General features: G+C 65.5%; 26 protein-coding genes. 2 read left to right on the top strand and 24 right to left on the bottom strand.

The genetic code is table 11. From position 1 onward, the window contains the following. Nucleotides 1-159 precede the first annotated feature (159 nt). On the top strand, nt 160-666 hold the full coding sequence (locus NY08_RS06930; protein ID WP_045195577.1) for a M23 family metallopeptidase: 507 nt from the start codon (nt 160-162) through the stop codon (nt 664-666). 3 nt (nt 667-669) lie between these two features. Here NY08_RS06930 and NY08_RS06935 read toward each other — a convergent pair whose 3' ends face one another. From NY08_RS06935 to NY08_RS06995, 13 genes are all read right to left on the bottom strand, one after another. After that, nucleotides 670-1,989, bottom strand: coding sequence for a MinD/ParA family ATP-binding protein (locus tag NY08_RS06935; protein WP_235387132.1), 1,320 nt, complete (start codon nt 1,987-1,989; stop codon nt 670-672). A gap of 67 nt (nt 1,990-2,056) precedes the next feature. After that, the gene (locus NY08_RS06940) at nt 2,057-2,983 is read right to left on the bottom strand and encodes a tyrosine recombinase XerC (protein ID WP_045195579.1); all 927 of its coding nucleotides are present in this window, start codon (nt 2,981-2,983) and stop codon (nt 2,057-2,059) included. A gap of 68 nt (nt 2,984-3,051) precedes the next feature. Beyond that, complete coding sequence (locus NY08_RS06945) at nt 3,052-3,834, bottom strand: siderophore-interacting protein (protein ID WP_032397803.1); 783 nt, start codon at nt 3,832-3,834, stop codon at nt 3,052-3,054. Nucleotides 3,835-3,929: 95 nt separating this feature from the next. Next, nucleotides 3,930-5,051, bottom strand: coding sequence for a DNA-processing protein DprA (gene dprA / locus NY08_RS06950; RefSeq protein WP_045195581.1), 1,122 nt, complete (start codon nt 5,049-5,051; stop codon nt 3,930-3,932). Then, nucleotides 5,048-6,553 carry a YifB family Mg chelatase-like AAA ATPase gene (locus tag NY08_RS06955; protein WP_045195584.1) on the bottom strand — a complete coding sequence of 502 codons (1,506 nt, stop codon included), beginning with the start codon at nt 6,551-6,553 and terminating at the stop codon, nt 5,048-5,050. Before NY08_RS06955 ends, dprA begins: the two co-directional genes overlap by 4 nt. Then, entirely contained in the window at nt 6,553-6,909 is a 357-nt protein-coding gene (locus NY08_RS06960) for a YraN family protein (protein WP_032398354.1), read from the bottom strand. The genes NY08_RS06955 and NY08_RS06960 overlap by 1 nt, the downstream gene beginning before the upstream one ends. 346 nt (nt 6,910-7,255) lie before the next feature. Next, nucleotides 7,256-7,600: a histone-like nucleoid-structuring protein Lsr2 gene (locus NY08_RS06965; RefSeq protein WP_045195586.1), complete on the bottom strand. Its 345-nt coding sequence runs from the start codon at nt 7,598-7,600 to the stop codon at nt 7,256-7,258. A gap of 427 nt (nt 7,601-8,027) precedes the next feature. After that, a complete protein-coding gene (locus tag NY08_RS06970; protein ID WP_008717288.1) occupies nt 8,028-8,333 on the bottom strand; it encodes a DUF2469 domain-containing protein in 306 nt (101 codons plus the stop codon). A gap of 37 nt (nt 8,334-8,370) precedes the next feature. Continuing rightward, nucleotides 8,371-9,132, bottom strand: coding sequence for a ribonuclease HII (locus NY08_RS06975; RefSeq protein ID WP_082073708.1), 762 nt, complete (start codon nt 9,130-9,132; stop codon nt 8,371-8,373). Further along, nucleotides 9,129-9,905: a signal peptidase I gene (lepB, locus tag NY08_RS06980; RefSeq protein ID WP_032397798.1), complete on the bottom strand. Its 777-nt coding sequence runs from the start codon at nt 9,903-9,905 to the stop codon at nt 9,129-9,131. The genes NY08_RS06975 and lepB overlap by 4 nt, the downstream gene beginning before the upstream one ends. 184 nt (nt 9,906-10,089) lie before the next feature. Then, nucleotides 10,090-10,431 carry a 50S ribosomal protein L19 gene (gene rplS, locus NY08_RS06985; RefSeq protein ID WP_027496692.1) on the bottom strand — a complete coding sequence of 114 codons (342 nt, stop codon included), beginning with the start codon at nt 10,429-10,431 and terminating at the stop codon, nt 10,090-10,092. Nucleotides 10,432-10,563: 132 nt separating this feature from the next. Beyond that, nucleotides 10,564-11,418 carry a hypothetical protein gene (locus NY08_RS06990; protein ID WP_144407446.1) on the bottom strand — a complete coding sequence of 285 codons (855 nt, stop codon included), beginning with the start codon at nt 11,416-11,418 and terminating at the stop codon, nt 10,564-10,566. Between the two features lie 107 nt (nt 11,419-11,525). Then, a complete protein-coding gene (locus tag NY08_RS06995) occupies nt 11,526-13,874 on the bottom strand; it encodes a Tex family protein (RefSeq protein ID WP_045195591.1) in 2,349 nt (782 codons plus the stop codon). A gap of 68 nt (nt 13,875-13,942) precedes the next feature. Here NY08_RS06995 and NY08_RS07000 point away from each other — a divergent pair, with 68 nt between their 5' ends. Next, nucleotides 13,943-14,896 carry a serine hydrolase gene (locus NY08_RS07000; protein WP_045195593.1) on the top strand — a complete coding sequence of 318 codons (954 nt, stop codon included), beginning with the start codon at nt 13,943-13,945 and terminating at the stop codon, nt 14,894-14,896. A 5-nt stretch (nt 14,897-14,901) separates the two neighbouring features. Here NY08_RS07000 and trmD read toward each other — a convergent pair whose 3' ends face one another. The 11 genes from trmD to NY08_RS07055 all read right to left on the bottom strand — a co-directional run bounded on the left by trmD (nt 14,902) and on the right by NY08_RS07055 (nt 26,112). Then, on the bottom strand, nt 14,902-15,582 hold the full coding sequence (trmD, locus tag NY08_RS07005; protein WP_045195595.1) for a tRNA (guanosine(37)-N1)-methyltransferase TrmD: 681 nt from the start codon (nt 15,580-15,582) through the stop codon (nt 14,902-14,904). 3 nt (nt 15,583-15,585) lie between these two features. Further along, nucleotides 15,586-16,128, bottom strand: a complete 543-nt coding sequence (gene rimM / locus NY08_RS07010) for a ribosome maturation factor RimM (RefSeq protein WP_045195597.1) — start codon at nt 16,126-16,128, stop codon at nt 15,586-15,588. A gap of 14 nt (nt 16,129-16,142) precedes the next feature. Then, nucleotides 16,143-16,385 carry an RNA-binding protein gene (locus NY08_RS07015; protein WP_027496687.1) on the bottom strand — a complete coding sequence of 81 codons (243 nt, stop codon included), beginning with the start codon at nt 16,383-16,385 and terminating at the stop codon, nt 16,143-16,145. Beyond that, nucleotides 16,382-16,858: a 30S ribosomal protein S16 gene (gene rpsP, locus NY08_RS07020; protein ID WP_032397793.1), complete on the bottom strand. Its 477-nt coding sequence runs from the start codon at nt 16,856-16,858 to the stop codon at nt 16,382-16,384. The genes NY08_RS07015 and rpsP overlap by 4 nt, the downstream gene beginning before the upstream one ends. A 187-nt stretch (nt 16,859-17,045) precedes the next feature. Beyond that, on the bottom strand, nt 17,046-17,807 hold the full coding sequence (locus NY08_RS07025; protein ID WP_235387134.1) for a type II CAAX endopeptidase family protein: 762 nt from the start codon (nt 17,805-17,807) through the stop codon (nt 17,046-17,048). Nucleotides 17,808-17,872: 65 nt separating this feature from the next. Continuing rightward, a complete protein-coding gene (locus NY08_RS07030; protein WP_094638054.1) occupies nt 17,873-18,979 on the bottom strand; it encodes an amidohydrolase family protein in 1,107 nt (368 codons plus the stop codon). A gap of 19 nt (nt 18,980-18,998) precedes the next feature. Then, nucleotides 18,999-20,558 (bottom strand): signal recognition particle protein, encoded by a 1,560-nt coding sequence (ffh, locus tag NY08_RS07035; RefSeq protein ID WP_032398352.1) that lies wholly within the window; start codon nt 20,556-20,558, stop codon nt 18,999-19,001. Between the two features lie 130 nt (nt 20,559-20,688). Further along, a complete protein-coding gene (locus tag NY08_RS07040; RefSeq protein WP_045199891.1) occupies nt 20,689-21,633 on the bottom strand; it encodes a M23 family metallopeptidase in 945 nt (314 codons plus the stop codon). A 257-nt stretch (nt 21,634-21,890) separates the two neighbouring features. Next, the gene (locus NY08_RS07045) at nt 21,891-24,422 is read right to left on the bottom strand and encodes a [protein-PII] uridylyltransferase (protein ID WP_045199894.1); all 2,532 of its coding nucleotides are present in this window, start codon (nt 24,420-24,422) and stop codon (nt 21,891-21,893) included. Next, nucleotides 24,412-24,750 (bottom strand): P-II family nitrogen regulator, encoded by a 339-nt coding sequence (locus tag NY08_RS07050; RefSeq protein WP_019664269.1) that lies wholly within the window; start codon nt 24,748-24,750, stop codon nt 24,412-24,414. The genes NY08_RS07045 and NY08_RS07050 overlap by 11 nt, the downstream gene beginning before the upstream one ends. Before the next feature lie 72 nt (nt 24,751-24,822). Further along, a complete protein-coding gene (locus NY08_RS07055; RefSeq protein ID WP_176459326.1) occupies nt 24,823-26,112 on the bottom strand; it encodes an ammonium transporter in 1,290 nt (429 codons plus the stop codon). Between the last annotated feature and the right edge of the window lie 184 nt (nt 26,113-26,296).

Consider the following 26,296-nt stretch of genomic DNA (forward strand, 5'->3'; position numbering starts at 1 on the left):
GCACGCACAGGCCGCAGTACGAGTGTAGACCTGCCATCGCCCCCGTCATAACCAGGCCCGTCTGTCAAGAGTTTCCGAGACCTGTGGACAAAGAAATCCGTTGTCCACAAATCTCCTCCACGGTCGTTCGGTCGGCCCGATCCAGGAGATGGTCGACGGGTGAACGTCTGCCTCCCGCGCCGCACTTTCGCGGTGTGCCTCGCGACCGCGGTTTCACTCTCGACGCCGGTCGCATCGGCACAGCAGGGCGCATTCGCCTGGCCGCTGCAGCCGAGGCCGCAGGTCGTCACCCCCTTCGACCGCCCGGAAGAGAATTGGCTGCCCGGCCATCGCGGTGTCGACCTCGCCGCACCGGAAGGCCGATCGGTACTGGCCGTCGCCGACGGCACCGTGGTGTTCGCCGGGTCGGTCGCGGGAAAGCCCGTCGTATCGGTGGATCATCCGGGCGGACTGAGATCGACGTACGAACCGGTGGTGGCCTCGGTTGCCGCCGGCGCGCGTGTTCGGCGAGGGACCGTGCTGGGTTCGTTGGCGTCGGGGCACGAGAGCTGTCCGTCGACGTGCCTGCACTGGGGCGTCAGACGTGGCCGCGAGTATCTCGATCCCACGGCGTTGGTGCGCGTGAGTCCGATCAGGTTGAAACCGCTCGACGAGGACGGCAGATGATCGTCAGCGCTGTGGGCCGGAGTGTCTGCCGGACGCCGCGGGAAAGTCGTCGGCCACCATGGCAGCGAGTTCGACGAACGCGCTTCGAGTCTGGGGACGCAACTGGTCCAGATCGACCACGGCTCCCTCTGCGAGGTGTTCGTCGAACGGAACCACCAGCACGGCGCGACAGCGCTCGAGGAAGTGCTGCTGCAACAAGTTCATGTCCACCGCCGACGAACCCGGGCGAACCGAGCTGATCACCACCACGGTGCGCTCGACCAGATGGCCGTAGCCGTGCAGCTCCAGCCAGTCCAGCGTCGCGGCAGCACTGCGAGCACCGTCGACCGCAGGCGAGCTGACCAGAACCAGCGCGTTCGCCAGTTGCAGCACCCCGTTCATCGCCGAGTGCATGATCCCGGTACCGCAATCGGTCAGGATCAGGTTGTAGTACACCTGCAGCATGTCGATGACGGCGCGGTAGTCCTGCTCGCCGAACATCTCCGACGCGGCGGGGTCACGTTCGCCGGCCAACACCTCGAGTCGACTCGGTGCCTGCGAGGTGTGCTCGCGGATGTCGGAGTAGCGACGAATGTGCGGTGCCGCGGCCAGCAGATCTCGCACGGTCGACGACGTCTGACGCGGAACTCGCTCCCCCAGAGTGCCGAAGTCGGGATTTGCGTCGACAGCGATGACGCAATCTCCGCGCAGGGACGCGAAAGTCGAGCCGAGGCCCAGCGTGGTCGTCGTCTTGCCGACACCACCCTTGAGCGAAAGGAACGCGATCCGGTAGTCGCCGAGCACCGGCTGCCGAATGCGTTCGACCTGGTTTCGGTACCGCTCTTCGGCCGTCGATTCTCCGGGGCTGATGACCCCGCCCGTGAGCCGGTGCACCCCGCGCCGCCAGCCCGAGCTCGACGCTCGCTTGGGGCGCTTGAGCAACGAATCCGCGCCCAGCTCCTGACTGTTGGGGCGGTAGGCGTTGGGCGCTCCCGACCACGGTTGCGGCGACCATCGATCGGGCTGCGTTCGCGCATCCTCGGTGTACGGCGGTGTCGGCAGATACCGGTCCGGCTGCACCGTCGGTGGCCCGGGCTCGAGCGGCACGGGAGGGTTGTACCGCGGCGGCAGGGGCTGCCGGTCGCCCGAGTCGGGCGTCTGCCACGGTGGTGGCTGCCGAGGAGTCGAGCGAGGTGCGGACATCGAATCCGACGATACGGGCCTGTCGCCGGTGTCGCGTGCGTCGTCCGACCGACCGTCGGGACTCCGTCGGTCGGCGGAAGAGCCGTTACGGACATGCATGGACCACGTCTCCGAAGTACCTTGCGGTCGGTCGCGGTCCACGGTCCCCCGTATTCGGTGTCGTCAGTCGGACACGACGCTACCAAACGTTGTGCCGCCGACGCTCGGCTCAGGCTCGGGGATGCGCCTGATCGTGCACGGCCCGCAACCGTTCGACCGACACGTGCGTGTAGATCTGGGTGGTCGCCAACGACGCGTGACCGAGCAGCTCCTGCACCACTCTCAAGTCGGCTCCTCCCTCGAGGAGGTGAGTTGCCGCGGTGTGACGTAGGCCGTGCGGACCGAGGCTGGGACCACCGGGGACGGTCTCGAGTACCGCGTGCACCGCCGTTCTGGCCTGCCGTTGATCGAGCCGTCCACCTCGACGTCCCAGCAGCAGGGCCGCACCGGATCGATCACAGACCAGTTCGGGTCTGCCGCTGACCAGCCAGTTCTCGATTGCATGTGCCGCCGGCGCACCGTACGGAGCCGAGCGTTCCTTGTTGCCCTTGCCGATGACGCGGATCAGGCGGCGATCGGTGTCCACGTCGTCGACGTCGAGTCCGCACAGCTCCCCCACCCGCACTCCGGTCGCGTACAGCAGTTCGACGATGGCCCTGTCCCGCAGCGCGATGGGATCGAGCTCCGCGGCACCCGATTCGGCAGCGGCCAAGGCCTGCGCCGCCTGGCTGTGGCGAAGAACACCGGGCAATGTGCGATGGCCGGCCGGGCCGGCCAGGCGTTCCGCCGGTGCTGCTGTCACCGCTCCCACCCGCTCGAGCCACTTCCCGAAGGTCCTCGCCGACGAGGTTCGCCTCGCCATCGACGTTCTGGCCGAGCCGGCTGCAGAGTGCGTGGCCAACCACGAACGCACCGCGCGGAGGTCGAGGTCGGCGATGCTCGCATCCGGAGAGGACTCCGCGAAGTGCGCGAGCAAGGAACGCGCATCGGAGACGTATGCCCGGATGGTGTGCTCCGATCGCTCTCGACCGAGTCGCAGGTGCTCGGCGAATTCCTCGACGTGAATCGCGAGGTGCGGCGGCAGCGAATCGGTCATCGACTCAGCTTGAGCGCCGGCAGGCCGGGCGACAACCGGACACGCCGTCGGAGGTGGTTCGTCGTGGATCAGGCGTCGACTGCGGATTCGGCCTGTGCGAGTTCGCGCTTCCACACTCGGAACGTCTCCTCGGTTCGGCCGCGACGCCAGTAACCCGAGATCGAGGCCCATTCGGCACCGACCCCCCGCTCCTTGCGGATGTAGGGACGGATGTTGTGCATGACGGCCTGCGCTTCTCCGTGCACGAAGACCTGCGCCTGCCCGGGCAGCCATTCCGTTTCCTTCACCGCTGCGATCAACGGCGCATTGTCTCCGGCCCGGTCGTCTCCGACCTCGTTCGAGGACGCACCTCGGTGGACCCAGGTCACATCCACGACGGCGAGCGTCTCCATGTAGATCTCGTCGTGCCGGTCGGCAACTTCGATGAAAACCTTGGCGACGGCGTCTTCCGGAAGCGCCTCGACGGCAGCCGAGATCGCCGGAATCGCCGATTCGTCGCCGGCGAACAGGTGCCAGTCCGCGTCGGGGCGCGGGGCGTACCCGCCGGACGGGCCGTAGAACGACATCTCGTCTCCCGGCTTCGCCCGAGTGGCCCACGGCCCGGCGACTCCTTCGTCGCCGTGCACCACGAAATCGATGGCGATTTCCCGCGCGCCGGTGTCGACCGACCGAACGGTGTACGTGCGCATGATCGGTTCGTCGTCGGTCCCGAAGAATAACTTGACGTAGGCGTCGGTCTCGTCGATTGCATCGAAATCGTCGAAGTTGGCCCCACCCAGGTAGACCCGGTGCATGTGCGGGGTGAGCGCTTCGGTGCGCAGGACGGACAGGGTGGTTTTCTTGCGTGGCACTTCGGACCCCTCTTCGAGCGAACGACGCCGATACCCGATGCATCGACTAAGCATTACCTAACACCCTACCGTTCGGGCTCGAGGTCGTGGTGCGCTCATCCACGCACCACGCGGAACCATCCGGTCTCGTCGCTGGCCACGAATCCGTCCATCTCCAGTACCGGCAGGGATGCACGCACCTTGCTCAGCGGCACACCGGAGTGCTCGGACAACTCTCGACTCGACAATGATCCGGTCGCCGGCAACGCGTCGTAGATCAACAGGGCAGTGTCCGAGAGCGCATCGGTCTCGCGAAAGAGCTTGGGCCGAGACTCCTCGGGCGACCCGAGTACGCCCGCCTCGGCGACCACGTCGTGAGAGCTCGACACGAGCACGGCCTCGCCCTCTCGGATCATGCGATGACAACCCGTCGAGGTGGGTGAGGTGACCGGACCGGGTACCGCGAGCACCGGACGGCCCAGTTTGGCTGCCCACGCCGCCGTGTTGCGTGCACCGCTGCGCCACCCGGCCTCGACGACCACCACAGCCGATCCGAGTGCCGCGACGAGCCTGTTGCGAGCGAGGAAGCGATGCTTCGCCGGGGTCGTGCCCGGCGCATACTCGCTGAGAACCAGTCCGTGAGCAGCGATCTGCCGCAACAGCCGCGAATGGCCCGCTGGATACGCACGATCGACGCCACAGGCGAGTACCGCCATCGTCGTTCCCTCGACTCCGAGGGCCGCTCGATGTGCCGCGGCATCGATGCCGAAAGCCGCTCCCGAGATGACGGTCCAGCCGTCGAGCGCCAGATCGGACGATATCTCCGCCGTCACATGATCACCGTAGGGACTCGATGCGCGTGTCCCCACGATGGACACCGATCGCTCGGTGATCGTCGCGACCGGACGAGTTCCCAGCGCCCACAATGCAATCGGTGGACAGGTGTCCACCCCTGCGGTCATACCCGGTCCGTCGAATCCGAGGAAGCGCCACGCCGGCCACTCGTCGTCGTCCGGGGTGATCAATCGGCCTCCGAGCGCAGCGATGTGATCGAGGTCTGCTGCCGCGGTGTCGAGGTGTGCGCGAACCGCGAGCCGCTCCCCCAGCCCACCGGCCCGCACCGCTGCTGCAGTCGATTCGGGACCGTGAGCTGCGGCATGATCGACCACCGGTCGATGCGGGCCCTGCGCCACGCGGGAGAGATACGCCCAGGCCAGTCGTCGCGAGTCGTGTGTCATGCCACTCCCCTGTCCCTGAAGTCCAACGCGGCTCCTACCTCGTCGGCACCGGGGACCGCGCCGCCGGCGAGATCGTTCAGCGTCCACGCCACCCGAATGGCTCGGTCTGCGCCGCGCGCGGTGAGCGATCCGTTGCGCAACGCCCGCTCGACCGGAGCGAGCGTCGAGCGCGCCAATCGAAATCGTTGGCGCAGAGCGGGTCCCGGCACCTCCGCATTGGTCCTCCACCCGAACTCCCGCCACCGCTCCGCAGCGGCGTCCCTGGCCCCGGTCACGCGTGCGCGTATCTCGCTCGTACCCTCCCCCACGTCGTCGACCAGTGCGCCCGTCGCCACACCCATCATCTGAATGCGCAGATCGACACGGTCGAGCAACGGCCCGGACAGCTTGCCGAGATACTTGCGCCGCGCTATTGGCGGGCAGACACAGTCCACTTGTCGCGCCGGCGCACACGGGCACGGATTGGCTGCGAGAACCAACTGAAATCTGGCCGGGTACCTGGCAACACCGTCACGGCGAGCAATGCGAATCTCACCGTCCTCCAACGGAGTACGCAATGCCTCTAGTACTCGAACGCTCATCTCGGCGCACTCGTCCAGGAACAGGACTCCCCGATGTGCTCGGCTGACCGCTCCCGGTTTGGCCATTCCGGTTCCGCCCCCGACCAAGGCACTGACCGAGGTCGAATGATGTGGCGCGATGAACGGCGGCGACGTGATCAGAGGCCGCGCCGTGGTCAACAGACCCGCCACCGAGTGAATGGCGGTCACTTCGAGCGCTTCCGATTCGGTCAGCGGCGGGAGAATTCCCGGAAGCCGTTGCGCGAGCATCGTTTTTCCTATTCCCGGCGGCCCGGTCAGCATGATGTGATGCGCGCCCGCAGCGGCGACTTCCAGGGCCCATCGCGCATCGGCCTGTCCGGCGACATCACTGAGATCCGGGTAGGCCTGCTCGTGCCATTCGGTCGGGACGGGCGACTCGAGGGCCTGCTCACCACGAAGCCACGCCACCACGTCCCCGAGCGAACCCGCACCCAGCACCTCGATTCCGTCCACCAGACCCGCCTCGGGTAGGCACTGCAGCGGAACGACCACCCTCTGCCACCCCGCACTCTTGACCGCGAGCACCCCGGGCAGGACCCCACGAACTGCGCGCAGCCTGCCATCGAGTGCCAACTCACCCAGAAATACGGTGTCGGACAGGCATCCGCGCGGAATCGCCTTCGCGGCATCGAGAACCGACAACGCGAGCGCAAGGTCGTACACCGATCCGCCCTTGGGCAACGTCGCGGGTGACAGCGCGAGAATCACCCGACTGTCCGGCCAGGTGCCACCCGAATTCTTCACGGCGGCTTTCACGCGATCACGCGATTCGTTGAGAGCAGTGTCCGGCAACCCGACCAGATGCGTACCGGGCAGGCCCTGCCCGATATCTGCTTCGATTTCCACCAGCACTCCGTCGACCCCGTTGACCGCCACCGAATGCGCTCTCCCGAGCGGCATCAGAATGCCGACCGAACGTGCGTGACGACCGGTTCGTCGTGCGGACCGACCACTATCGCGATCACGTCGAAGCGGATCTGCACCCACGGTCCCTGCTGCAGAGAGAGCCACCGCAGCGCGAGCCCTCTGATCCGAGTCCGTTTCGCGTACGTCACCGCTTCGGCGGGCGTTCCGTAACCGATTCCCGATCGGGTCTTCACTTCGACGAACACCACCGTCTCGCCCTCGCGCGCAATGATGTCGAGTTCACCGGTTCGATGCCGCCAGTTCCGCTCGACCACATCCAGGCCGATGTCCTCGAGATAACGCACCGCGAGTTCCTCACCGCGCGCACCGAGTTCCTGGTTGGTTGCCATGTCCGCCATTCCTCCACTCTCCGACCGCGCAATGCGGTCGATTCGGTCGTCACGACGGTGGCACGACCCGGAAGAGCAATAGCGAAGAAAGCGCAGGTGGACGATTGCCCTGTGGACAACTGTTCGGCTGGGGAACAACGGTCCGATCATCAGCGACGATTCACCCGCTGTGTCGGACGGCCGTGCTAGCGCTCGAGCACGGCCGAGTTACCGGCCGAGAACAGACCCGACAAGCAAAAAGCTCCGTCCGGATTCGGACGGAGCTGATGCGGTGTATCGATACGACGGCGAAAGTACCGATACGAAAACGGTGCCGAGACCTCGCGCCTCGGTTCGAGAAGAACGGTCAGTGAGCAGCCTCGTAGGCCGCCTGCACATCCTGGCTGATGCGGCCACGGGCACTGACCTCGTGGCCGTTCTCGCGTGCCCACGCTCGAATGTCCTGCAGATCGACCTTGCCGCGAACCGGTGCTGCTCCAGCGCCGCCCTTACGGGTGCGGCGGCCGGAAATCTTCTCGGCATGCTCGATCCAGAATGCCAACTGTTCGTGCAATTCGTTCGCATGCTTGAGATTCAAATCGATGCGGTACTGGTTTCCACCGATGCCGAATTCGATGGATTCACCTTGGCCTTCTTTGATGACCGAACCGTCTACATCGTCGATCATCTGCACAAGTGTCTTGCGTGCCATCTCGTACCTCTTACACGTCTGGGGGATGTGATATTCAAGTTCTACCACCCATTCTCGTTTTCACGCAAAGAACTGCAAGCGTTTCGCGACGTGTCGAATCGACGAATATCGGTGCAGAAATTCGACGGCTTTTCGAGCGAGTAATCGCTGATATCGAACAACCCTGTTGCGCAATCGTTTTCACCTGCACTACCCACCTGCACCGTTCGACGCAGAACAAATCTTCGGGACATCGAACACAGAAACAGAACATGCGGACCGATTTGGCCGGGTGTCCAGCTTTTCGTCCGGCAATACGATCGGAACTTCGACGACCGATTCGAATCAGGCGGTTCGCAGCCCGTCCCTCCGAGCCGGATGTGCGGCACGTCCACTCGAGCCCGATGTTCGGGCGGCTCGGCCACGCCGCACCGTCGGACGAGGAGAACTATTCCGGCAGGCGAAGATCTGGTTTGTCCAACTCTTCGATGTTGACGTCCTTGAAGGTGATCACGCGGACATGCTTGACGAATCGGGCGGGGCGATACATGTCCCACACCCACGAGTCGGACATTCGCAATTCGAAGTAGATTTCACCGTCGGCGTTGTGCGGAATGAGTTCGACGGAGTTCGCCAGATAGAACCGACGCTCGGTTTCGACGACGTAGTTGAACTGACCCACGATGTCCCGGTACTCGCGATACAGCGAGAGCTCCATCTCGGTTTCGTACTTTTCGAGATCTTCGGCACTCATCGGTTTCTTTCATCCTCCAGTCGGGCGTGAACTGCAATCATCGCGTACCGGCGTCGCCGCAGTCCATTCGCCCCAGGGCGTCGACGGCGTCACGAGAGAGCCCTGCGGCCGCCGCTGCGACATTCGCGTAGGACATTCGATGTTCGCAGCTCGGGCCGAGGGCGATCATCGCGGCGGAATGTGCGCGCGTGCTGTACCCCTTGTGCACGGCGAATCCGTAGCCGGGAATCGACTCGTCCATCTTCACCATCGATCGATCCCGAGAGACTTTCGCCAGCACGCTCGCCGCGGCGATGCACGCCGCGGTGGCGTCGCCGCCGATCACCGGTAACGACGGAACCGGAAGACCGGGTACTCGAAAGCCGTCGGTGAGTACGTAGCCCGGGGTCATGCCGAGCCCGGCAACCGCGCGTCGCATTCCCTCGATGTTCGCCACGTGGACTCCGATGCGGTCGATCTCGGCCGCATCGATCGACACCACGCTCCATGCCAGTGCCAGCCTCTGGATCTTGGGAAAAAGTTCCTCGCGTCGTCGCTCGGTCAGCTTCTTCGAATCGTCCAGGTCCGCGAGAGCGGCATGAGCCCGCGCACCGAGAACACACGCCGCAACGGTCAGTGGACCGGCGCATGCTCCTCGTCCCGCTTCGTCCACTCCAGCGACCGGTCCGAGACCGTTGCGCTCGAGCGCCGATTCCATCGTCCGTAGGCCTGCCGCTCGTCGGATGACCGGACGCGGCGGCCACGACGACCTAGTCAGAGTTGCGCGCGCACGCGGCGCACGCCTGGGGGTCGAAGTCATCGACCCTGGATGTCGGGAGAATCAAGGATGCCGGTTCGTGACGGCGGCAGCGCGATGAACACGGCCTTACCGATCACGTTGTCGAGGGGAACGGTGCCGGTGAGCTCGTCGGTGACGTGATACCGGGAATCCCGCGAGTTGCTCCGGTTGTCACCCATGACCCAGATGTTGCCCTCCGGCACGGTGACGGGGTCGAAGCACCGTCCGGACTTCAACTCGGTGTCGCACGTCATCGTCCCCGGGGTGAACGGGAAATCCATCTGGATGTACGGCTCGTCCAACGGCTGTCCGTCGACGAGGACTCGACCCTGGTCGTCGCAGCATTCGACGGTCTGACCGCCGGTGGCGATGACGCGCTTGACCAGATCGTTCTCGTCGGGAGCGACGACGCCGATCAGCGAGCCGACTTCCTGTGCTCCCCGAATCACCGCGTTGTCGGACCGTTGTGACACGAATTCGTCGTTCCACGAATCCGGGCCGCGGAAGACGACGATGTCGCCGGGCTTCGGGTCGCCGAACCGGTATCCGATCTTCTCCACCACGATGCGGTCACCGGTGCAGCCGGTGCAGCCGTGCAGGGTCGGCTCCATCGATTCGGACGGGATCAGATAGACCCGGGCAACGAATGTCTGGAGCAGGAAACTCAGTACCAGCGCTACCAGAATGAGAATGGGAAGCTCACGCCAGAACGATCGGGGCTTGCGTTCCCGACGCTTCTTCCGTGAAGACTCGTCGTCGGGCTCGTCGGTCGGATCCTGTGGGGACTGCGTCACGTGATCAGGTTAGCCGGAACCGTCGCCCGCACGGCCGGACGGTGTGCGCATGGGCGGTTCGCGGCTGTCGATCCGCCCGCCGGCCGGGAGAAACGTGGGACGACAGCGGGTGGAAAGCACCATGCCGCGTCGCCCTGACGGGCAACGCGGCATGGTGTGAACTGATGTGTCCGGGCGGAACCGGTCAGCGCTTTTCCTTGATCTTGGCGGCCTTGCCACGCAGATCGCGGAGGTAGTAGAGCTTGGCGCGGCGGACGTCACCACGGGTGAGGACCTCGAACTGCGCGATGTTGGGGCTGTGCACCGGGAAGGTGCGCTCGACGCCGACGCCGAACGAGACCTTGCGGACCGTGAACGTTTCGCGAACGCCACCGCCCTGACGTCGGATGACGACGCCCTTGAAGATCTGAATGCGCTCCTTCGAGCCTTCGATGACCTTGACGTGCACGTTCAGCGTGTCGCCGGGGCGGAAATCGGGGATGTCGCTACGCAGCGACTGATTGTCGAGAAAGTCCAGAGTGTTCATCAGTTGTGCCATCCTTGCGTTCTGCGCATGAGTAGAGGAACCGAGCGGCTCGCTGATGCAACGGCTCGACTGGTTCGTACTCCGAGTGAGGTCCGTGCCTGCTAGAGGCAACCCGACCATTGTGCCAGACCATCAGGCGTTCGACGAAATCGGCGCTTCGCGGCCCGCAACCGTCCCGCTCGCCATCGGCGCAGGTAGGACCGTCCGCGACAACTCATCCTCGGTGGCCTCGCGTGCATGCACGATGCTCGGCTTGCCTGCGATCGCGTCCTGGAGATAGATCTTGGCCCGGATGATCGGCCGTCGCCACCGCTTCTCTCGGCGCAGAGCGCGTTCCATCTTCTTCGGCTTGGTGGTGTAGCGCCACCTCGCCCACGGTGCGCTCGGCCTGCTCAACCGCACTGCGGCCAGAACGAGGATCGGCAGGACGAACAGCCCGAGCAGTCCGGTCCAGATCTTGCCCTTGAGCAGAACGATGACACCGAGCGCGAGATTGGCCAGGGCCAACACCGCCAGGGTGCCGCGCACCCACGGGTCGGGATCGGCCCGGAAGTCGGCCGGGCTGAGCAACTCCAGGGGGTGGTAGCCGAGCAGCAGCAGGCCGGTGAACGCCACTGCCGCGAACACGGCGTCCACCGACGTGCGGCCCTGTTCGGACCAGTAGACATCACGGAGATAGAAGATCAACGCGAACTCGTCGAGGACGAGAGCGGCGCCGATGCCGAAGATCGCCGCCAACGCCGCGCCGACCGGCTCGGAACCGTCGACGTACACCGCGATCAAGCCGATCCCCGCCAGCAGCATCAGCACGATTCCGAACACGACGTGGTGGATGTGCTGACCCCCGGGCGTGATGTTTCCCGGCCACCATTTCACGTCTGCGCGAATCATCCTGACGCTGAGGCGGATCAGGAGGAACCCCGCCAACAGCCCCAGCAGGAAACACAGCAGCGGCAGGCGGCCGTGATCGATGACCCCGTGTTGCAACCACCTCACGTGTGCCTCACGTCCTTCCTGCCGAACGACCGGTGATCGCGTTTCACCCTATTCGCGTCCGGGACCACCCAGGGCAGCATCGACCGAGGAACCGTTCGCTATTTTCCGAATCCCGCCTTCCGCAACGCGTCGGCCATGGAACCGGCAGCCGGTGTCGCCGCACCGCCGGCCGTACGACGATCCCGTTGCGGGCGTGCGTCTCGTCCGCGGCCGGCCTGATGTGCGCCCGCGCCCCGCCCCTGGCCTCGCGGACGGTCACCCTGCTGTCCGCGGTTGGCGTCCTTGCCGCCGGACGCGCCGGGTTCGTCGTCCAGCCGCAGACTCAGACCGATGCGCTGACGGGGGATGTCGACCTCCATCACCTTGACGCGAACGACGTCACCGGACTTGACGACCTCACGCGGGTCCTTGACGAAGTTGTGCGACATCGCCGAGACGTGCACGAGCCCGTCCTGATGCACACCGACGTCGACGAACGCCCCGAACGCCGCCACGTTGGTCACTACTCCCTCGAGCGTCATGCCGGGCACCAGGTCGGCGACCTTCTCGATACCGGCGGCGAAGGTCGCGGTCTTGAACTCCGGACGTGGATCGCGGCCTGGCTTCTCGAGTTCGGAGATGATGTCGGTGACGGTGGGCAGACCGAATCGGTCGTCGGCGAATTCGGCGGGGTCGAGCCCGCGCAGCAGTGCTGTGTTGCCGATGACCTCGCGCACCCCGACGCCGGCCTTGCCGACGATGCGCCGCACGACGGGATATGCCTCCGGGTGAACACTCGACCGGTCCAGTGGATCCTCTCCCCCGGAGATGCGGAGGAATCCGGCGCACTGCTCGAAAGCTTTGGGCCCCAAGCGCGGAACGTCTTTGAGTGTGCTGCGGCTGGAGAACGGACCGTTCTGGTCACGGTGTGCCACGATGCTCTCGGCAAGAGAGCCGGCGATACCGGAGACCCGCGAGAGCAACGGTACCGACGCGGTGTTGACGTCGACGCCGACGGCGTTCACCGCGTCCTCGACGACGGCGCCGAGAGATCGGGCCAGCAGAGTTTCGGAGATGTCGTGCTGGTACTGCCCGACGCCGATGGACTTCGGATCGATCTTGACCAGCTCGGCCAGCGGATCCTGCAACCTGCGGGCGATCGAAACGGCACCGCGGATCGACACGTCCAGTTCGGGCAGCTCGCTCGAGGCATACGCGGAGGCGGAGTACACCGACGCTCCGGCCTCGGACACCACCACCTTGGTCAGGTTGGCGGCAGGGAACTTGGCGATCAATTCTGCTGCCAGCGAGTCGGTTTCACGCGATGCGGTGCCGTTGCCGATGGCGATCAGTTCGACCTTGTGCTTGGCGGCGAGTCCGGCGAGGGTGGCCACCGCCTGATCCCACTTGCCCTGTGGTTTGTGCGGGTAGATGGTGTCGTGGTCGACGACCTTTCCGGTGGCGTCGACGATCGCGACTTTGGTGCCGGTACGGAAGCCCGGGTCCAGGCCCATCGTGGTGCGGTTGCCCGCGGGCGCGGCGAGCAGCAGGTCCTTGAGGTTGCTCGCGAACACGTCGACGGCGTCCTTCTCGGCCGATTGGCGCAGTCGCATGCGGGTATCGAGGGAGACGGTCACCAGCATCTTGGTACGCCACGCCCATCGGACGGTATCGAGTAGCCACTTGTCGGCGGGCCGTCCTCGATTCGCGATCCCGAACTTGGTAGCGATCCGACCCTCGTAGACGCTCGGGACGCCGGGGGTCGGTTCGTCACGCTCGGGCTCGAAGCCGAGCGAGAGTACTTCTTCCTTCTCGCCTCTGAGCGTGGCGAGGATGCGGTGCGAGGGCAGGCTGGTGAACGGTTCCGAGAACTCGAAGTAATCGGAGAACTTGGCACCCTCTTCCTCTTTGCCCTTGCGAACGGACGCGACGAGCTTGCCGGACGTCCACATCAGTTCGCGCAGTTCACCCACCAGATCCGCGTCCTCGGCGAAACGCTCGACGAGAATCGCCCGCGCGCCGTCGAGTTGCTCCTGATCGAACTGGGCCGGGTCGGTGGTGGGGTCGGAGAACAGGGCGTCGGCGACGGGCTCGTGCCCGGCCTCCCGTGCGATCTGAGCCTTGGTTCGGCGCTTGGGCTTGAACGGCAGATAGATGTCCTCGACGCGAGCCTTGGTGTCGGCCAGCATCAACGACTGCTCGAGCGCTTCGTCGAGCTTGCCCTGCGAGCGGATGGACTCGATGACGGCGTCTCTGCGCTCGTCGAGCTCGCGCAGGTACCGCAGCCGCTCGTCGAGCTGACGCAGCTGCGTGTCGTCGAGGGTGCCGGTGACTTCCTTGCGGTAGCGCGCGATGAACGGGACCGTCGACCCGCCGTCGAGCAATTCCACGGCGGCACGAACCTGTTCTTCACGAACGTCGAGTTCTTCGGCTATGCGCTTGTTCACAGATTTCAGAGCAGTGGTCACGGCGATGGACCCTACCGCTACTGTGGGACGAGTCGGTCGGCGGTTCAACGTGTGGGAGAGTTTCGCGGATGGTCAGGTTGTCTCGATTCCTGGCTGCAGCCTGCGCCTCCCTGCTGCTGGTCGGCTGTTCGGTTCCTCCCGACGATCAGGTCGGTGACTCCGCGTCGAAGGAGACCGCCGAGACGTCGGCATCGCCCTTTCCCGATATGGACAAGGTCGACGGCGTCGCCCTCGAAGCTCGTATCCCGATGGCGATCGCGTCGGCCCGGGCCCGTGGCGCCGATGTGGATTTCGCGCTGTTGGATCGTCAGACGGGCTCCTACTACAGCAGCAATGCCGATGTTCAGGTCGAAACCGCGTCGGTGTCCAAGCTCTTCATCGCCGACGAGGTGTTGTTCCGAGCGCAGTCGGAGAACCGCCCGGTCTCCGCCGACGATCTGGCCACCATGACCAGCATGCTCGAGCTGTCCGACGACAACGCCGCGTACACGCTCTGGTACCGCTACGGCTCGTCCGACATCGTGCGCACGGTCGCAGCTCGCTACGGCCTGACGAGTACCACAGCTCCCGGCGACGACCAGTGGTACAACACCGAGACCACGCCCAGTGACCTGGTCGGCTACTACGCGGGGTTGCTGGGCAGCAGCGGCGGTTTGACGACTGCATCGACGGACGTGGTGATCGGAATGCTGCGGCGTTCGGCACCGATTGCCGCGGACGGCTACAAGCAGCATTTCGGGATCGTCGACGGTCTTCCCGGAGAGAGCGTGCACGCTGTGAAACAGGGTTGGATGTGCTGCGTGTCCGATCGGTGGGTGCACCTGTCGACAGGCACGATCGGTGTCGACAACCGCTACGTTCTGGCTCTGTCCTCACGCGAGGACATCTTCTACGCGGACGACATGGAAAGCTATCCGGACACCGCCGTCGTCGACGTCAGCGACGACGCCAGCGCACTGCACGCAAGGGAAACTCTCACCGGATTCGTCTCGATGCTCTTTCCCGACGGCACCGTCAGCTGAATTCGTCAGTCCTGCAACAGGTCCGGACGACGCTCGGCGGTCCTGTCCAATGATTGCTCTCGACGCCACGCTGCGATCTTCGCGTGATCACCCGAGAGCAGCACCGACGGAACGTCGAGATCGCGCCACCGAGCGGGGCGCGTGTAGCTCGGCCCTTCGAGCAGACCGTCGGAGAACGAATCCTGCTGATGCGACTGTTGATTGCCCAGAACCCCCGGCATCAGTCGCACCACGGCCTCGGCCATGACGAGGACGGCCGCCTCGCCGCCGATGAGCACGTAATCGCCGATGCTGACTTCCTCGACACGCACGCGACGCGCGGCATCGTCGAACACGCGTTGGTCGATGCCTTCGTATCGGCCGCAGGCGAATACGAGATGCCGCTCGGAGGACCATCGCTCGGCTGTCCGCTGGGTGAACGGCACACCGGCCGGGGTCGGGACGACGAGGAGAGCATCGTCTGTGAGCACGTCGTCGAGTGCGTCGCCCCACACCGTCGGCTTCATGACCATTCCCGGCCCGCCGCCGTAGGGCGAATCGTCGACGGCCTTGTGCACATCGTGAGTCCACGACCGCAGATCGTGAACCTCGACCGAGACGAGGCCACGGTCGATTGCTTTGCCCAGCAACGCAGTTCGGAGCGGCGTGAGGTATTCGGGAAAGATGGTGACGACGTCGAGGCGCACGATCTACTCCGGATCCAGCAGACCCTCGGGCGGATCGATCTCGATCGTCTTGTCGGCCAACGACACCGTCGTCACGATGGCCGCTACGAACGGCACGAGAATTTCGGCGCGGGTGGCTTCGCCGAAGCCCGGACTCGGCGTGATGGAGAGCAGCTCCCCCGCTGCGGAGTGGAGGACCTCGCGGACCGTTCCGACGACGGTGCCGTCGGTCAGGATCACCGTGAGGCCTTCGAGTTCGTGGTCGTAGTACTCGTCCGGATCGTCGGACGGCGGAAGGTCGGTGGATTCGACGACGAACAATATGCCGCGCAGTTGGTCAGCGGCAGTCTTGTCGTCGATACCGTTCAGACGCAGCAGAAGCCGTCCGGAGTGTTCCCGGACGGCTTCCACTGTGTACGAGGCCGGTTCCGCGTTCGATCGGGGCCTGCGGCCCGAGAGAACGGTTCCTTCGGCGAAGCGGTCGTCGGGGTTGTCGGTGCGAACCTCGACGACGACTTCGCCTTTGATGCCGTGCGACTTCGCGACACGGCCGATGACCAGCTCCATGATGGGTACGTGACCTACTGGTCCGTGTCGACCACGTCGACACGGATGCCGCGACCACCGATTCCCGAGACGAGCGTGCGCAGCGCCGTAGCGGTACGACCGCCACGGCCGATGACCTTGCCCAGATCGTCGGGGTGCACGTGGACTTCCACGGTGCGCCCACGACGGCCGGTGATCATCTCGACGCGAACGTCATCGGGATTGGCGACGATGCCGCGAACGAGATGTTCGACGGCATCGGCGACAACGGCACTCACTTCTCAGCAGCCTCGGCGGCCGGCGCGTCTGCCGTCTCGGTTGCTGCAGCGTCGGTGGTCTCCGCGGCGGCGTCGTCGGCCTTCGGAGCCTTCTTCTTCTTGGCGGTGGTGGCCTCGCCCTGCGGCTCGGAGTCGGCCTGCGCCAGCGCTGCGTTGAACAGGTCGAGCTTGGAGGGCTTGGGCTCGGCGACGCGGAGGGTTCCCTCGGCACCGGGGAGGCCCTTGAACTTCTGCCAGTCACCGGTGATCTTGAGCAGTGCCTCGACAGGCTCGGTCGGCTGTGCGCCGACGCCCAACCAGTACTGAGCCCGCTCGGAGTCGATCTCGATGACGCTGGGGTCCTGCTTGGGCTCGTACGTGCCGATGGTCTCGATCGCACGGCCGTTACGACGGGTGCGAGCATCGGAGATGACGACGCGGTAGTGCGGGGTGCGGATCTTGCCGATACGCATGAGCTTGATCTTGACAGCCATGTTCTGGTGGAGCCTTTCGAAAGTTGGTCACGGCGCAATTCAGCGGTTCGCACGGCATGCGAGCCCGGTTTTGCGTTGAGGGTTGTTGTGACCGCCGCGCGGTACGTAACCGGAAGACGGGCGAACAGCTGTTCATTGTGCCAGACGGGCGGCTCGATCGGTGAATCGGGCCTGTGGACCCCTCACCTCACGCGAACAGGACCACCAGGGCGGGGAGGGTGTTGTTCACCGAGTGCGCCGTGGTCGACGCGACGATCGAACCGGAACGCATCCGTGCGATGCCGATCGCGAATCCACCCCACAGCAGCACCACGAAGCGCCACCACTCGCGGTGCCAGATCGCGAACACCACCGCGGTTATCGCCAGGACGACCCATCGATTGCCCAACCAGGCCATGGGCATCGGGCGGGTGCGTTTCTCGAGTGCTCCCCACAGCATGCCGCGGAACATCGTTTCCTCGCAGATCGGTGCACCGAGCCAGATCCACACGGCCAGAGCGATTTTCCAGCCGACGGTCGTGCCGGTGACGTCGCCGAGCGGCATCGGATCGTCCAACTCGATACCGGACAACAGAATCAGCGCCAGCAGGAGGCCACCGACCACCGCGACGCCACCCCACGCCAACCCGGATCGGAGGTGACCGAGGAATTCGGGGGTCGACCTGGGGAGGCCGAAGTCGACGACGGGTCCGTTTCCTCGGGTCATCGAGACGGCCACCGCCACGCCCGCAGCGAGAAGGCTCGGAATCATGATGCCCACCACGAAGACGGCCGAGGCGTCCGACGTCACGACGAGCCCGAGTATCAGAAATCCCGCCAGGTTGAGCCCCAGCACGAGCGCCGCGGCCGGCAGTCCCCACCGTTGACCGCTTCTGCGTTCGAGCGCGGCCTGCTCGGCTCGCCAGTAGGTTTCGGACAACCCCGAACCCTGCTGCTCAATTCGATTCATCGGTGCCATTGCGGCCCAGCTGGGTCGGTTCGGATCGGGCTGTCCTGCATCGCTTCTCGGATCGGTCACCCTCGGCCCACCGGCCCGTTCGTCGTGCGGCCGCGCCGATCGGTCACGCGTCCGCGCAGGATCACCAGCTCCGGATCGGCCAGCACGTCCGGTCCCCCTCGGGGATCGTCGGAGTAGACGACCAGATCCGCGGGCGCGCCGTGCTCGAGTCCCTGCCGACCCAGCCACGACCGGGCGTCCCAGCAGGCAGCACCGAGCGCGTCGGTCGGAGAGAGACCCACGGCGGCCAGCGCGGCTACCTCGTCGGCGATGCGTCCGTGCGCGATCGATCCACCGGCATCGGTACCTGCATAAATGGGAATGCCTGCGTCATGGGCTCGTCCGACGGTGGCGGCGACGCGTTGGTGGAGCGCCCGCATGTGCCGGGCGTAGACCGGATACCGGGTGGCGGAATCGGCGATGCCGGGGAACGTCTCGATGTTGATCAGCGTCGGTACCAGAGCGGTGCCGTGATCGACCATCATCTCGACGGTCTCGTCGGTCAGACCGGTGCCGTGCTCGATGCAGTCGATTCCTGCCGCAATCAGACCGGGCAGAGCATCCTCGCCGAACACGTGGGCTGTCACCCGCGCTCCCTCGGCGTGGGCGGCAGCGATGGCGTCGACGAGGATCGAGTCGTTCCACAGTGGCCGGAGGTCTCCCACCGAGCGGTCGATCCAGTCGCCGACGAGCTTGACCCAGCCGTCGCCGAACCGGGCCTGCTGAGCCACCGCCTCGGGCAGTTGCGATTCGTCCTCGATGTCGATCGCCAGACCCGGGATGTATCGCTTGGGTGATGCGATGTGGCGGCCCGCTCGGATGATGCGAGGTAGGTCCTCGTACTCGTCCAGGGCGCGTGTGTCGACCGGGGACCCGGCGTCGCGCAGCAGCAGCGCGCCGACGCCTCGCTCGGTCTCGGCCTGTCGGATCGACCCGATCAGGTCGGTGTGTCCCCCGCCGTATTCGATCCCGACATGGCAGTGGGCGTCGACCAGGCCGGGCAGGACCCACCCGCCGTCGTGGACGAAATCCGCATCCGCAATGGGCTCGGTGGACAGAACACCGCCCTCGATCCAGAGGTCGATCTCCGTCCCGTCCGGCAGTCCGCGGCCCCGCACCCGCATGGCCGACACGTGCGCGCGCTTACTTCTTGGGCAGTTTCAGTTGCGAGAGGTCGATGCCTTCCAGCCCTGGCGGCAACTGGTCGAGGCCCTTGGGCATGGACGACAGATCGGGCATTCCCGCCGGCATTCCACCCGGCATGCCGGGGAATCCACCGCGGATCTTCGGCTGCGTCGGACCGCGAGCGCCCTTCTTGCCTTTCTTACCCTTCTTGTTGTTCCGTACCTGCTTGCGCGCGCCAGGCATGCCCATCCGACCGGCCATGGCCGACATCATCTTGCGAGCCTCGAAGAACCGGTCGACCAGCTGGTTGACGTCGGAGACCTTGACGCCCGAACCGTTCGCGATACGCAACCGTCGTGACGCGTTGATGATCTTCGGGTCGGTACGTTCCTGCGGCGTCATGCCGCGGATGATGGCCTGAACCCGGTCGAGTTGCTTCTCGTCGACGTTGGCGAGTTCTTTCATCTGGCCGGCACCGGGCAGCATGCCCAGCAGGTTTCCGATCGGCCCCATCTTGCGGACGGCCATCATCTGCTCGAGGAAGTCGTCGAGCGTGAGTTGCCCCGAGCCGATCTTGTTGGCCGTCGCCTCGGCCTGCTCGGCATCGAAGTGCTGCTCGGCCTGCTCGATGAGGCTCAGCACGTCGCCCATGCCGAGGATGCGGCTCGCCATGCGATCGGGGTGGAAGACGTCGAAATCCTCGAGCTTCTCACCGGTCGACGCGAACATGATCGGCTGGCCGGTGACCTCGCGGACGCTCAGCGCAGCACCGCCGCGGGCATCGCCGTCGAGCTTGGTGAGTACGACACCGGTGAAGCCGACGCCGTCACGGAACGCCTCGGCGGTGCTGACGGCGTCCTGACCGACCATCGCATCGAGAACGAACAGTGTCTCGTCCGGCTCGACCGCGTCGCGAATTCCCGCGGCCTGATTCATCAGCTCGCTGTCGATGCCGAGGCGACCTGCGGTGTCGACGATGACCACGTCGTACTGCTTGCTGCGAGCCTCGGCGATGCCGGCCCTGGCAACCTCGACGGGATCCGCTGCCGAGACTCCGAGTGCATTGTCGCCGCCGCCGATGGACGTGCCGGGGTGCGGCGCGAAGACGGCGGCACCGGCGCGCTCGCCCACGATCTGCAGCTGGCTCACGGCACCGGGACGCTGAAGGTCGCACGCGACGAGCAGTGGGGTGTGGCCCTGGCCTTTGAGCCATTTCGCGAGCTTGCCCGCCAGCGTCGTCTTACCCGAACCCTGCAGACCGGCGAGCATGATCACCGTGGGCGGGTTCTTGGCGAAGACGAGCCTGCGAGTCTCGCCGCCGAGGATGCCGACCAGTTCCTCGTTGACGATCTTGACGACCTGCTGGGCCGGGTTGAGCGCGCCCGAGACCTCGGCACCCTTGGCCCGGACCTTGATGCGGTTGATGAATTCACGTACGACGGGCAGTGCCACGTCCGCTTCGAGCAGGGCCAGACGGATCTCACGGGCCGTGGCGTCGATATCCGCGCCGGACAGTCGACCTTTGCCACGCAGGTCCTTGAGAGTCCCGGTCAACCTGTCGGAAAGGGATTCGAACACCGATTGCACTCCTGAGCTAGCCGATCACCGAAAACGAGCCGAATCCGGCACGGTCACCAGACTAGCGGCAGCACGCCTCGTCGTCGCTGGGGCGTTCGACTGTCGTGTCGAACGTGTCGATGCCGACCGGTCAAGCGTTGCGCGCGGAATCGTTCCACGTCACTGCCACACCCCGGGTGGCGAGCCACTGCGCGGGGTCGACCTTGACGCCGGAGGGATCGTGCACCTCGAAGTGCAGGTGTGGGCCTGTCGACTGGCCACGGTTGCCGACGGTGGCGATCTGCTCACCGGCCGACACACGCTGGCCGGGATGAACGGAGAAGTCGTTGACGTGTCCGTAGACCGTCTCGGTGCCGTCGTCGTGCCGCACCTTGACCCAGAGACCGAAGCCGGATGCCGGTCCTGCGTCGGACACGGTGCCGTCGGCGGCGGCGTAGATGGGCGTTCCGATGGGTGCCGCGATGTCGAGGCCACTGTGCTGGGTGCCCCATCGCGAACCGAAGTTGGAGGTCAATACCCCTGCCACGGGCTGCACTGTGCCCTTCTTCAGCGAGCGCAGGCTCTCGAGGGGTGACTGAACACCGGCTCCCAGCTGCCCCAGGCCGACATCGTCGAGCCATTGCTGGGCGGCAGCGCCGGGATCGGCTCCGAATGCGGCCAGTGGGTCGGAGGTCGGTGCGGGTGCTGGTTCCGCAGCGGGCGCGGTTTCGGCAGGCGCGGCCTCGGGTGGTGCGGGCTGCGACGGCGGAAGCGGGGGCGCGAGCTGTGGGGGTACGAACTGCGGGATCTCGAGTTGGGGTAGCTCGAACTGGGGTAGCTCGAATCCAGCGGGCAGTAGTCCCTCCGGTACGGCGAACGGGAGTCCGGCTGCGGGTGGCTCCGGAATCGGCGCGGCCGCGGCGGTGCCTGCACCCATCGACGTCGCGCCGACGACGATCGCGCCGGTCGCGGCGACGATGGTGGCCGCCCGTCGACCGACGACGGGGCTGTCCGGTACGGCGCGGTGCCTGCCGCCCGTGGGACGCGCTGCGAAGTCGGTCGGTGTGTGGACGGTCGACCGTCGGTGGGATCCCACAGTTCGTGCCTCTCGAATGACCAGGAGTGGAGCCTGCAGGAACGACATGGTTCCAGCAGTGTGGAGCCTGCAGGAACGACATGGTTCCAGCAGGAACGATGTGGTTCGAGCAGTGTGGAGTGTGCAGGAACGGCTGAGAGTGTCGTTTCTGCGTGGGGACGAATGTAACAAATCGGCATCGGCGGCAGTCCCGTCGGCCGGAAGTTCGTGAGAAGTCACCAGCGCGAGTCGGTCTGCTGTCGCATTCCGACCCGCGGTCAGGTGCCTTCCGGCTTTTCCGGAGGCTTGGGCGGTTCGGGGGCGGGTACGACCGCGAGGATCGCTCGCTCGAGGTCCTCGCGCACCGCCCTGCTGTCTGCTCCCGCCAGGTCGATGCAGAACGAGTCGACCACCGAGCTGCCCAGGGTCGACACGCGTGCCCACCGGATATCGGATCCCTGCTGTTCGATCGCGCTGGCCAACCGGCAGAGCAGACCGAGCCGGTCCTCAGCTCTTAGCTCGAGTACCACCTGACCTGGTTCGTTGTCGTCGAACCAGAGCACCCGAGGCGGAGCTTGAGCGTAGAGAACCGGGACGGCCGAATCCTCTGCGTCGTCCTCGACGGTGTCGGCTCTTGCGTCGCGTTCCTTCGCGTCGAGCACGGCGACGAGGTCGAGTTCGCCGGCCTGAGCGCGGATGATCTCCTGCCGCAGCAGACCGGCCTGCGGCGGGGATCCGAAGAGCGGCGCGACGTCGAACGAGTTGATCGCCGATCCCTCGTGACTTCCGAGAGAGGCCGAGAGCACGCGCAGCGAGTGCAGTGCGAGGACTCCCGCGGCATCGGACAGCAGCCCGGGCGTGTCGGGGGCGATGACGGTGACGACGAAGGTGTGCAGCCCGTCGGTCGGCGCGATGTCGACGTGGACGCCTCCCCGCGCGGCGAGTTCGATGTGCGCCGGGTCGAGTGGATCCGGTGAGGGCAGACTCTCCCCCGCCATCACCAATCTGCAGCGACGCACGAGCTCACGGATGAGCGAGGCCTTCCAGTCACCCCACACCCCGGGTCCGGTGGCGAGCGAATCCGCTTCTGCCAGTGCGTGAAGCAGCTCGAGCAGAATCGTGTCGGCACCGAGCGCGTCGACGACGGTTTGCACGGTTGCGGGGTCGTCGAGGTCGCGTCTGGTGGCGGTCTCCGGCAGCAGTAGGTGGTATCGCACCATCGCCGTCAGCAGTGCCACGTCGGAAGGCCACAGGCCGAGCCTGTTGCCGATCTGGATGGCCAGATCTGCGCCGACGACACTGTGATCGCCGCCGCGTCCCTTGCCGATGTCGTGGATCAGTGCGCCGAGCACCAACAGGTCAGGACGCGCAACACGGGTGGTCAATGCGCTTGCGTAGGCTGCGGTTTCGACCAGATGTCGATCGACCGTCCACGTGTGCACCGCATCTCGCGGCGGTAGGTCGCGTACCGCGCCCCACTCCGGAATGAGCCTGCCCCACAGTCCGGTTCGATCCAACGCCTCGATCGCCGCGATCGCCTTGCGACCCGATCCGAGCAACACGAGCAGATCGTTGAGTGCTTCCTTGGGCCAGGGTTCCCGAAGTTCGGGGGCGCTGTCGGACAGCCGGTTCAGGGTCGAGGCGGACATCGGCATTCCGGTCTGGGCCGACGCCGCTGCGACTCGCATGATCAGGCCGGGATCCTTGTTCGGTCGAGCGTCGCGGGCGAGAACGACCTCGCCGCCGTGTTCGACGACTCCCTCGTCCAGCGGGCGTCTGACCGGGACTCGACGCAGTCTCGAAAGACCCCGTCGCGGTAACGAATTGCCTGCGGTTCGCAACCCGACGTCCACCGAATAGCTGATGGTGCGAGCCGAATCGCTCAGCACGCGTGCGAGATCGAAGCGATCCCCGATGCGCAGCGCGGCACCGATCTCGTCGGCGTCCTGCGCGCGCAGTTGATCCCGTGCTCGACCGGCGACGCGGTGCAGTTCGGTGCGCACGTCCAACAGGCGTCCGTGCGCGAACGCCAAACCGCCACCCGGTGATTCGGGTCCGAGCCCGGGCATACCGTCGGTCAACTGTGCGATGGAGAGGGCGTCGAGCAACTGGACGTCACGCAGTCCCCCGCGGCCGCTCTTGAGATCGGGTTCGGCGCGGTGCGCGATCTCACCGCTGCGCGACCACCGTCCGCGGGTCTGCTCGATCAGCTCGTCGAAACGCCCTCGAATACCGTTGCGCCACTGGCGACGTACGCCGCCGATGAGAAGATTGCTCAATTCGACGTCGCCGGCGATGTGACGCGCCTCGAGCATTCCGAGGGATGCCGTCATGTCGGCTGCAGCGACCTGCAGAGCCTGCGGCACCGTGCGCACACTGTGATCGAGCTTGATGTGCGCGTCCCACAGTGGGTACCACAGCTTGTCGGCGACATCGGAGACGATGCGTGGTTCGAGATCGTCGTGCAGCAGGATCAGGTCCAGATCCGAATAGGGCAGCAGTTCACGACGAGCAAGACCGCCGACAGCGACGATCGCGAAGCCGGAGTCCGGTTTGATCCCGAGCTCGGCACCTTTGGTGGTCAGCCAGAACTCGTGGAGATCGACCAGAGCCTGCCGGAGCGAGGGTGCATCGAGTCGACGATTGCGTGTTCCGCCGTCGAGTAGTTGTTTTCTGGCCCGAGCGAGATCTGCTGCAGCATCGCTCGTGCCCTTCGATGCGGAGCCCGTGGAGACCGAAGGCCCCGATCCTGACACTTTCGCGCCAGAACCGGGGCCCACGGCCCGAGACCCTTTGGGGTCAGAGTGCATCTGCGCCACGTTCTCCGGTGCGAACTCGGATGACCGAGTCGACCGGGGAAACCCAGACCTTGCCGTCACCGATCTTGCCGGTGCGTGCAGCCTCGACGATGACCTCGACGACCTTCTCCACAGCGGCGTCGTCGACGACTACCTCTACGCGGACCTTCGGGACGAAGTCCACCGAGTACTCGGCACCTCGGTACACCTCGGTGTGGCCCTTCTGGCGGCCGTAACCCTGAACTTCACTGACTGTCATTCCGAGTACGCCGGCCTGCTCCAGCCCCGTCTTGACGTCCTCCAGGGTGAACGGTTTGACGATTGCCGTGATCAGCTTCATTTTTGCTTCCCTTCACAAGACCTCGAGTGCCCGTTGTCGTACGGTGCAGCGTTCACGTCTATCTCTACCTTGTCAGGCGAAATCATATGCAGTCTCGGCGTGCTCGGCCTCGTCGATGCCGTTCGCCTCCTCCTCGTCCGTCACGCGCCAGCCGAGAGGCTTGAGCGCGAACGCGATGACCGCGGTGACGATGGCGGTGAAGATCAGCGCGAACAGTGCGATGACGATCTGCACGACGAGCTGCTTGTAGTCGCCGCCGTAGAACAGGCCGGTCTCGGATCCGAGGAAGCCGATTCCGATGGTTCCCCACAGGCCTGCGACGAGGTGAACGCCCACGACGTCGAGCGAGTCGTCGTAACCGAACTTGAACTTCAGGCCGACGGCCAGTGCGGAGAGCACACCGGCGATGACACCGAGGATCATGGCTCCGACCGGCGTGAGTGCGCCTGCGGCCGGGGTGATCGCGACCAGACCTGCAACGATGCCCGAGGCGGCGCCGAGGCTGGTGGCGTGTCCGTCGCGGATGCGCTCGGTGATGAGCCAGCCCACGATGGCGGCTGCCGTGGCTGCGGTGGTGTTGACCCAGGCCACACCGGCGATTCCGTCGGCCGCGAAGGCGGAACCGGCGTTGAATCCGAACCAGCCGAACCACAGCAGAGCTGCGCCGAGCATCACGAACGGAAGGTTGTGCGGGCGGTAGGCAACCTTGCCGAAGCCGGCGCGCTTGCCGATGATGATCGCCAGAATCAGACCGGCGATACCGGCGTTGATGTGCACGACGGTGCCACCGGCGAAGTCGATCGGAGCGACGTTGGCGACGAGTCCGCCTTCACCGTCGTCGGTGGTGCCGAAGATCATTGCCGCAAGACCGTTCTCGGATCCGGAGAGCAGTCCGCCGCCCCAGACCATGTGTGCGAGCGGGAAGTACGCGAGGGTGACCCAGATACCGGCGAAGGCGAGCCAGGTGCCGTACTTGACGCGGCCTGCGATCGAGCCGCTGATCAGTGCGACCGTGATGATGGCGAAGGTGACCTGGAATGCCACGTCGATGACGTTGGCGTAGCCCCATGCTCCGACGATGTAGTTGCCGTCCGCGTCGGTGATCGAATCCTTGAGTCCGAAGAACTCGAACGGGTTGGCGAAGACTCCGCCGATGTCCTGGGTGCCGTAGGACATCGACCAGCCCCACAGGAAGTAGATGATCGAGACGACGGCCATTGCTCCGAACGACATCATCATCATGTTCAACACGGACTTCTGCTGCGACATACCGCCGTAGAAGAACGCCAAGCCCGGCGTCATCAGCAGTACCAGCGATGCTGCCATCAGCATCCACGCGGCGTTGCCGGAGTTGGCCAACATATCCTCGGGACTCACGTACACCCTCCATTCTCCTGCACACCGGTTGGCGCGCCGTTAAGCAAGAAGAGTGGTTTCACGAGGTTTCATCCGTGACACTCGGGTGTTTCGGGCATGTGAACGCATGACCGGATTCTGTTGCAAAAAGGTTTCGTGCTGGCGTTTGTGCTTTTTCCCCGTTTCGCAG

It is taken from the genome of Rhodococcus sp. B7740 (assembly GCF_000954115.1).
Classification (GTDB): Bacteria; Actinomycetota; Actinomycetes; order Mycobacteriales; family Mycobacteriaceae; genus Rhodococcoides.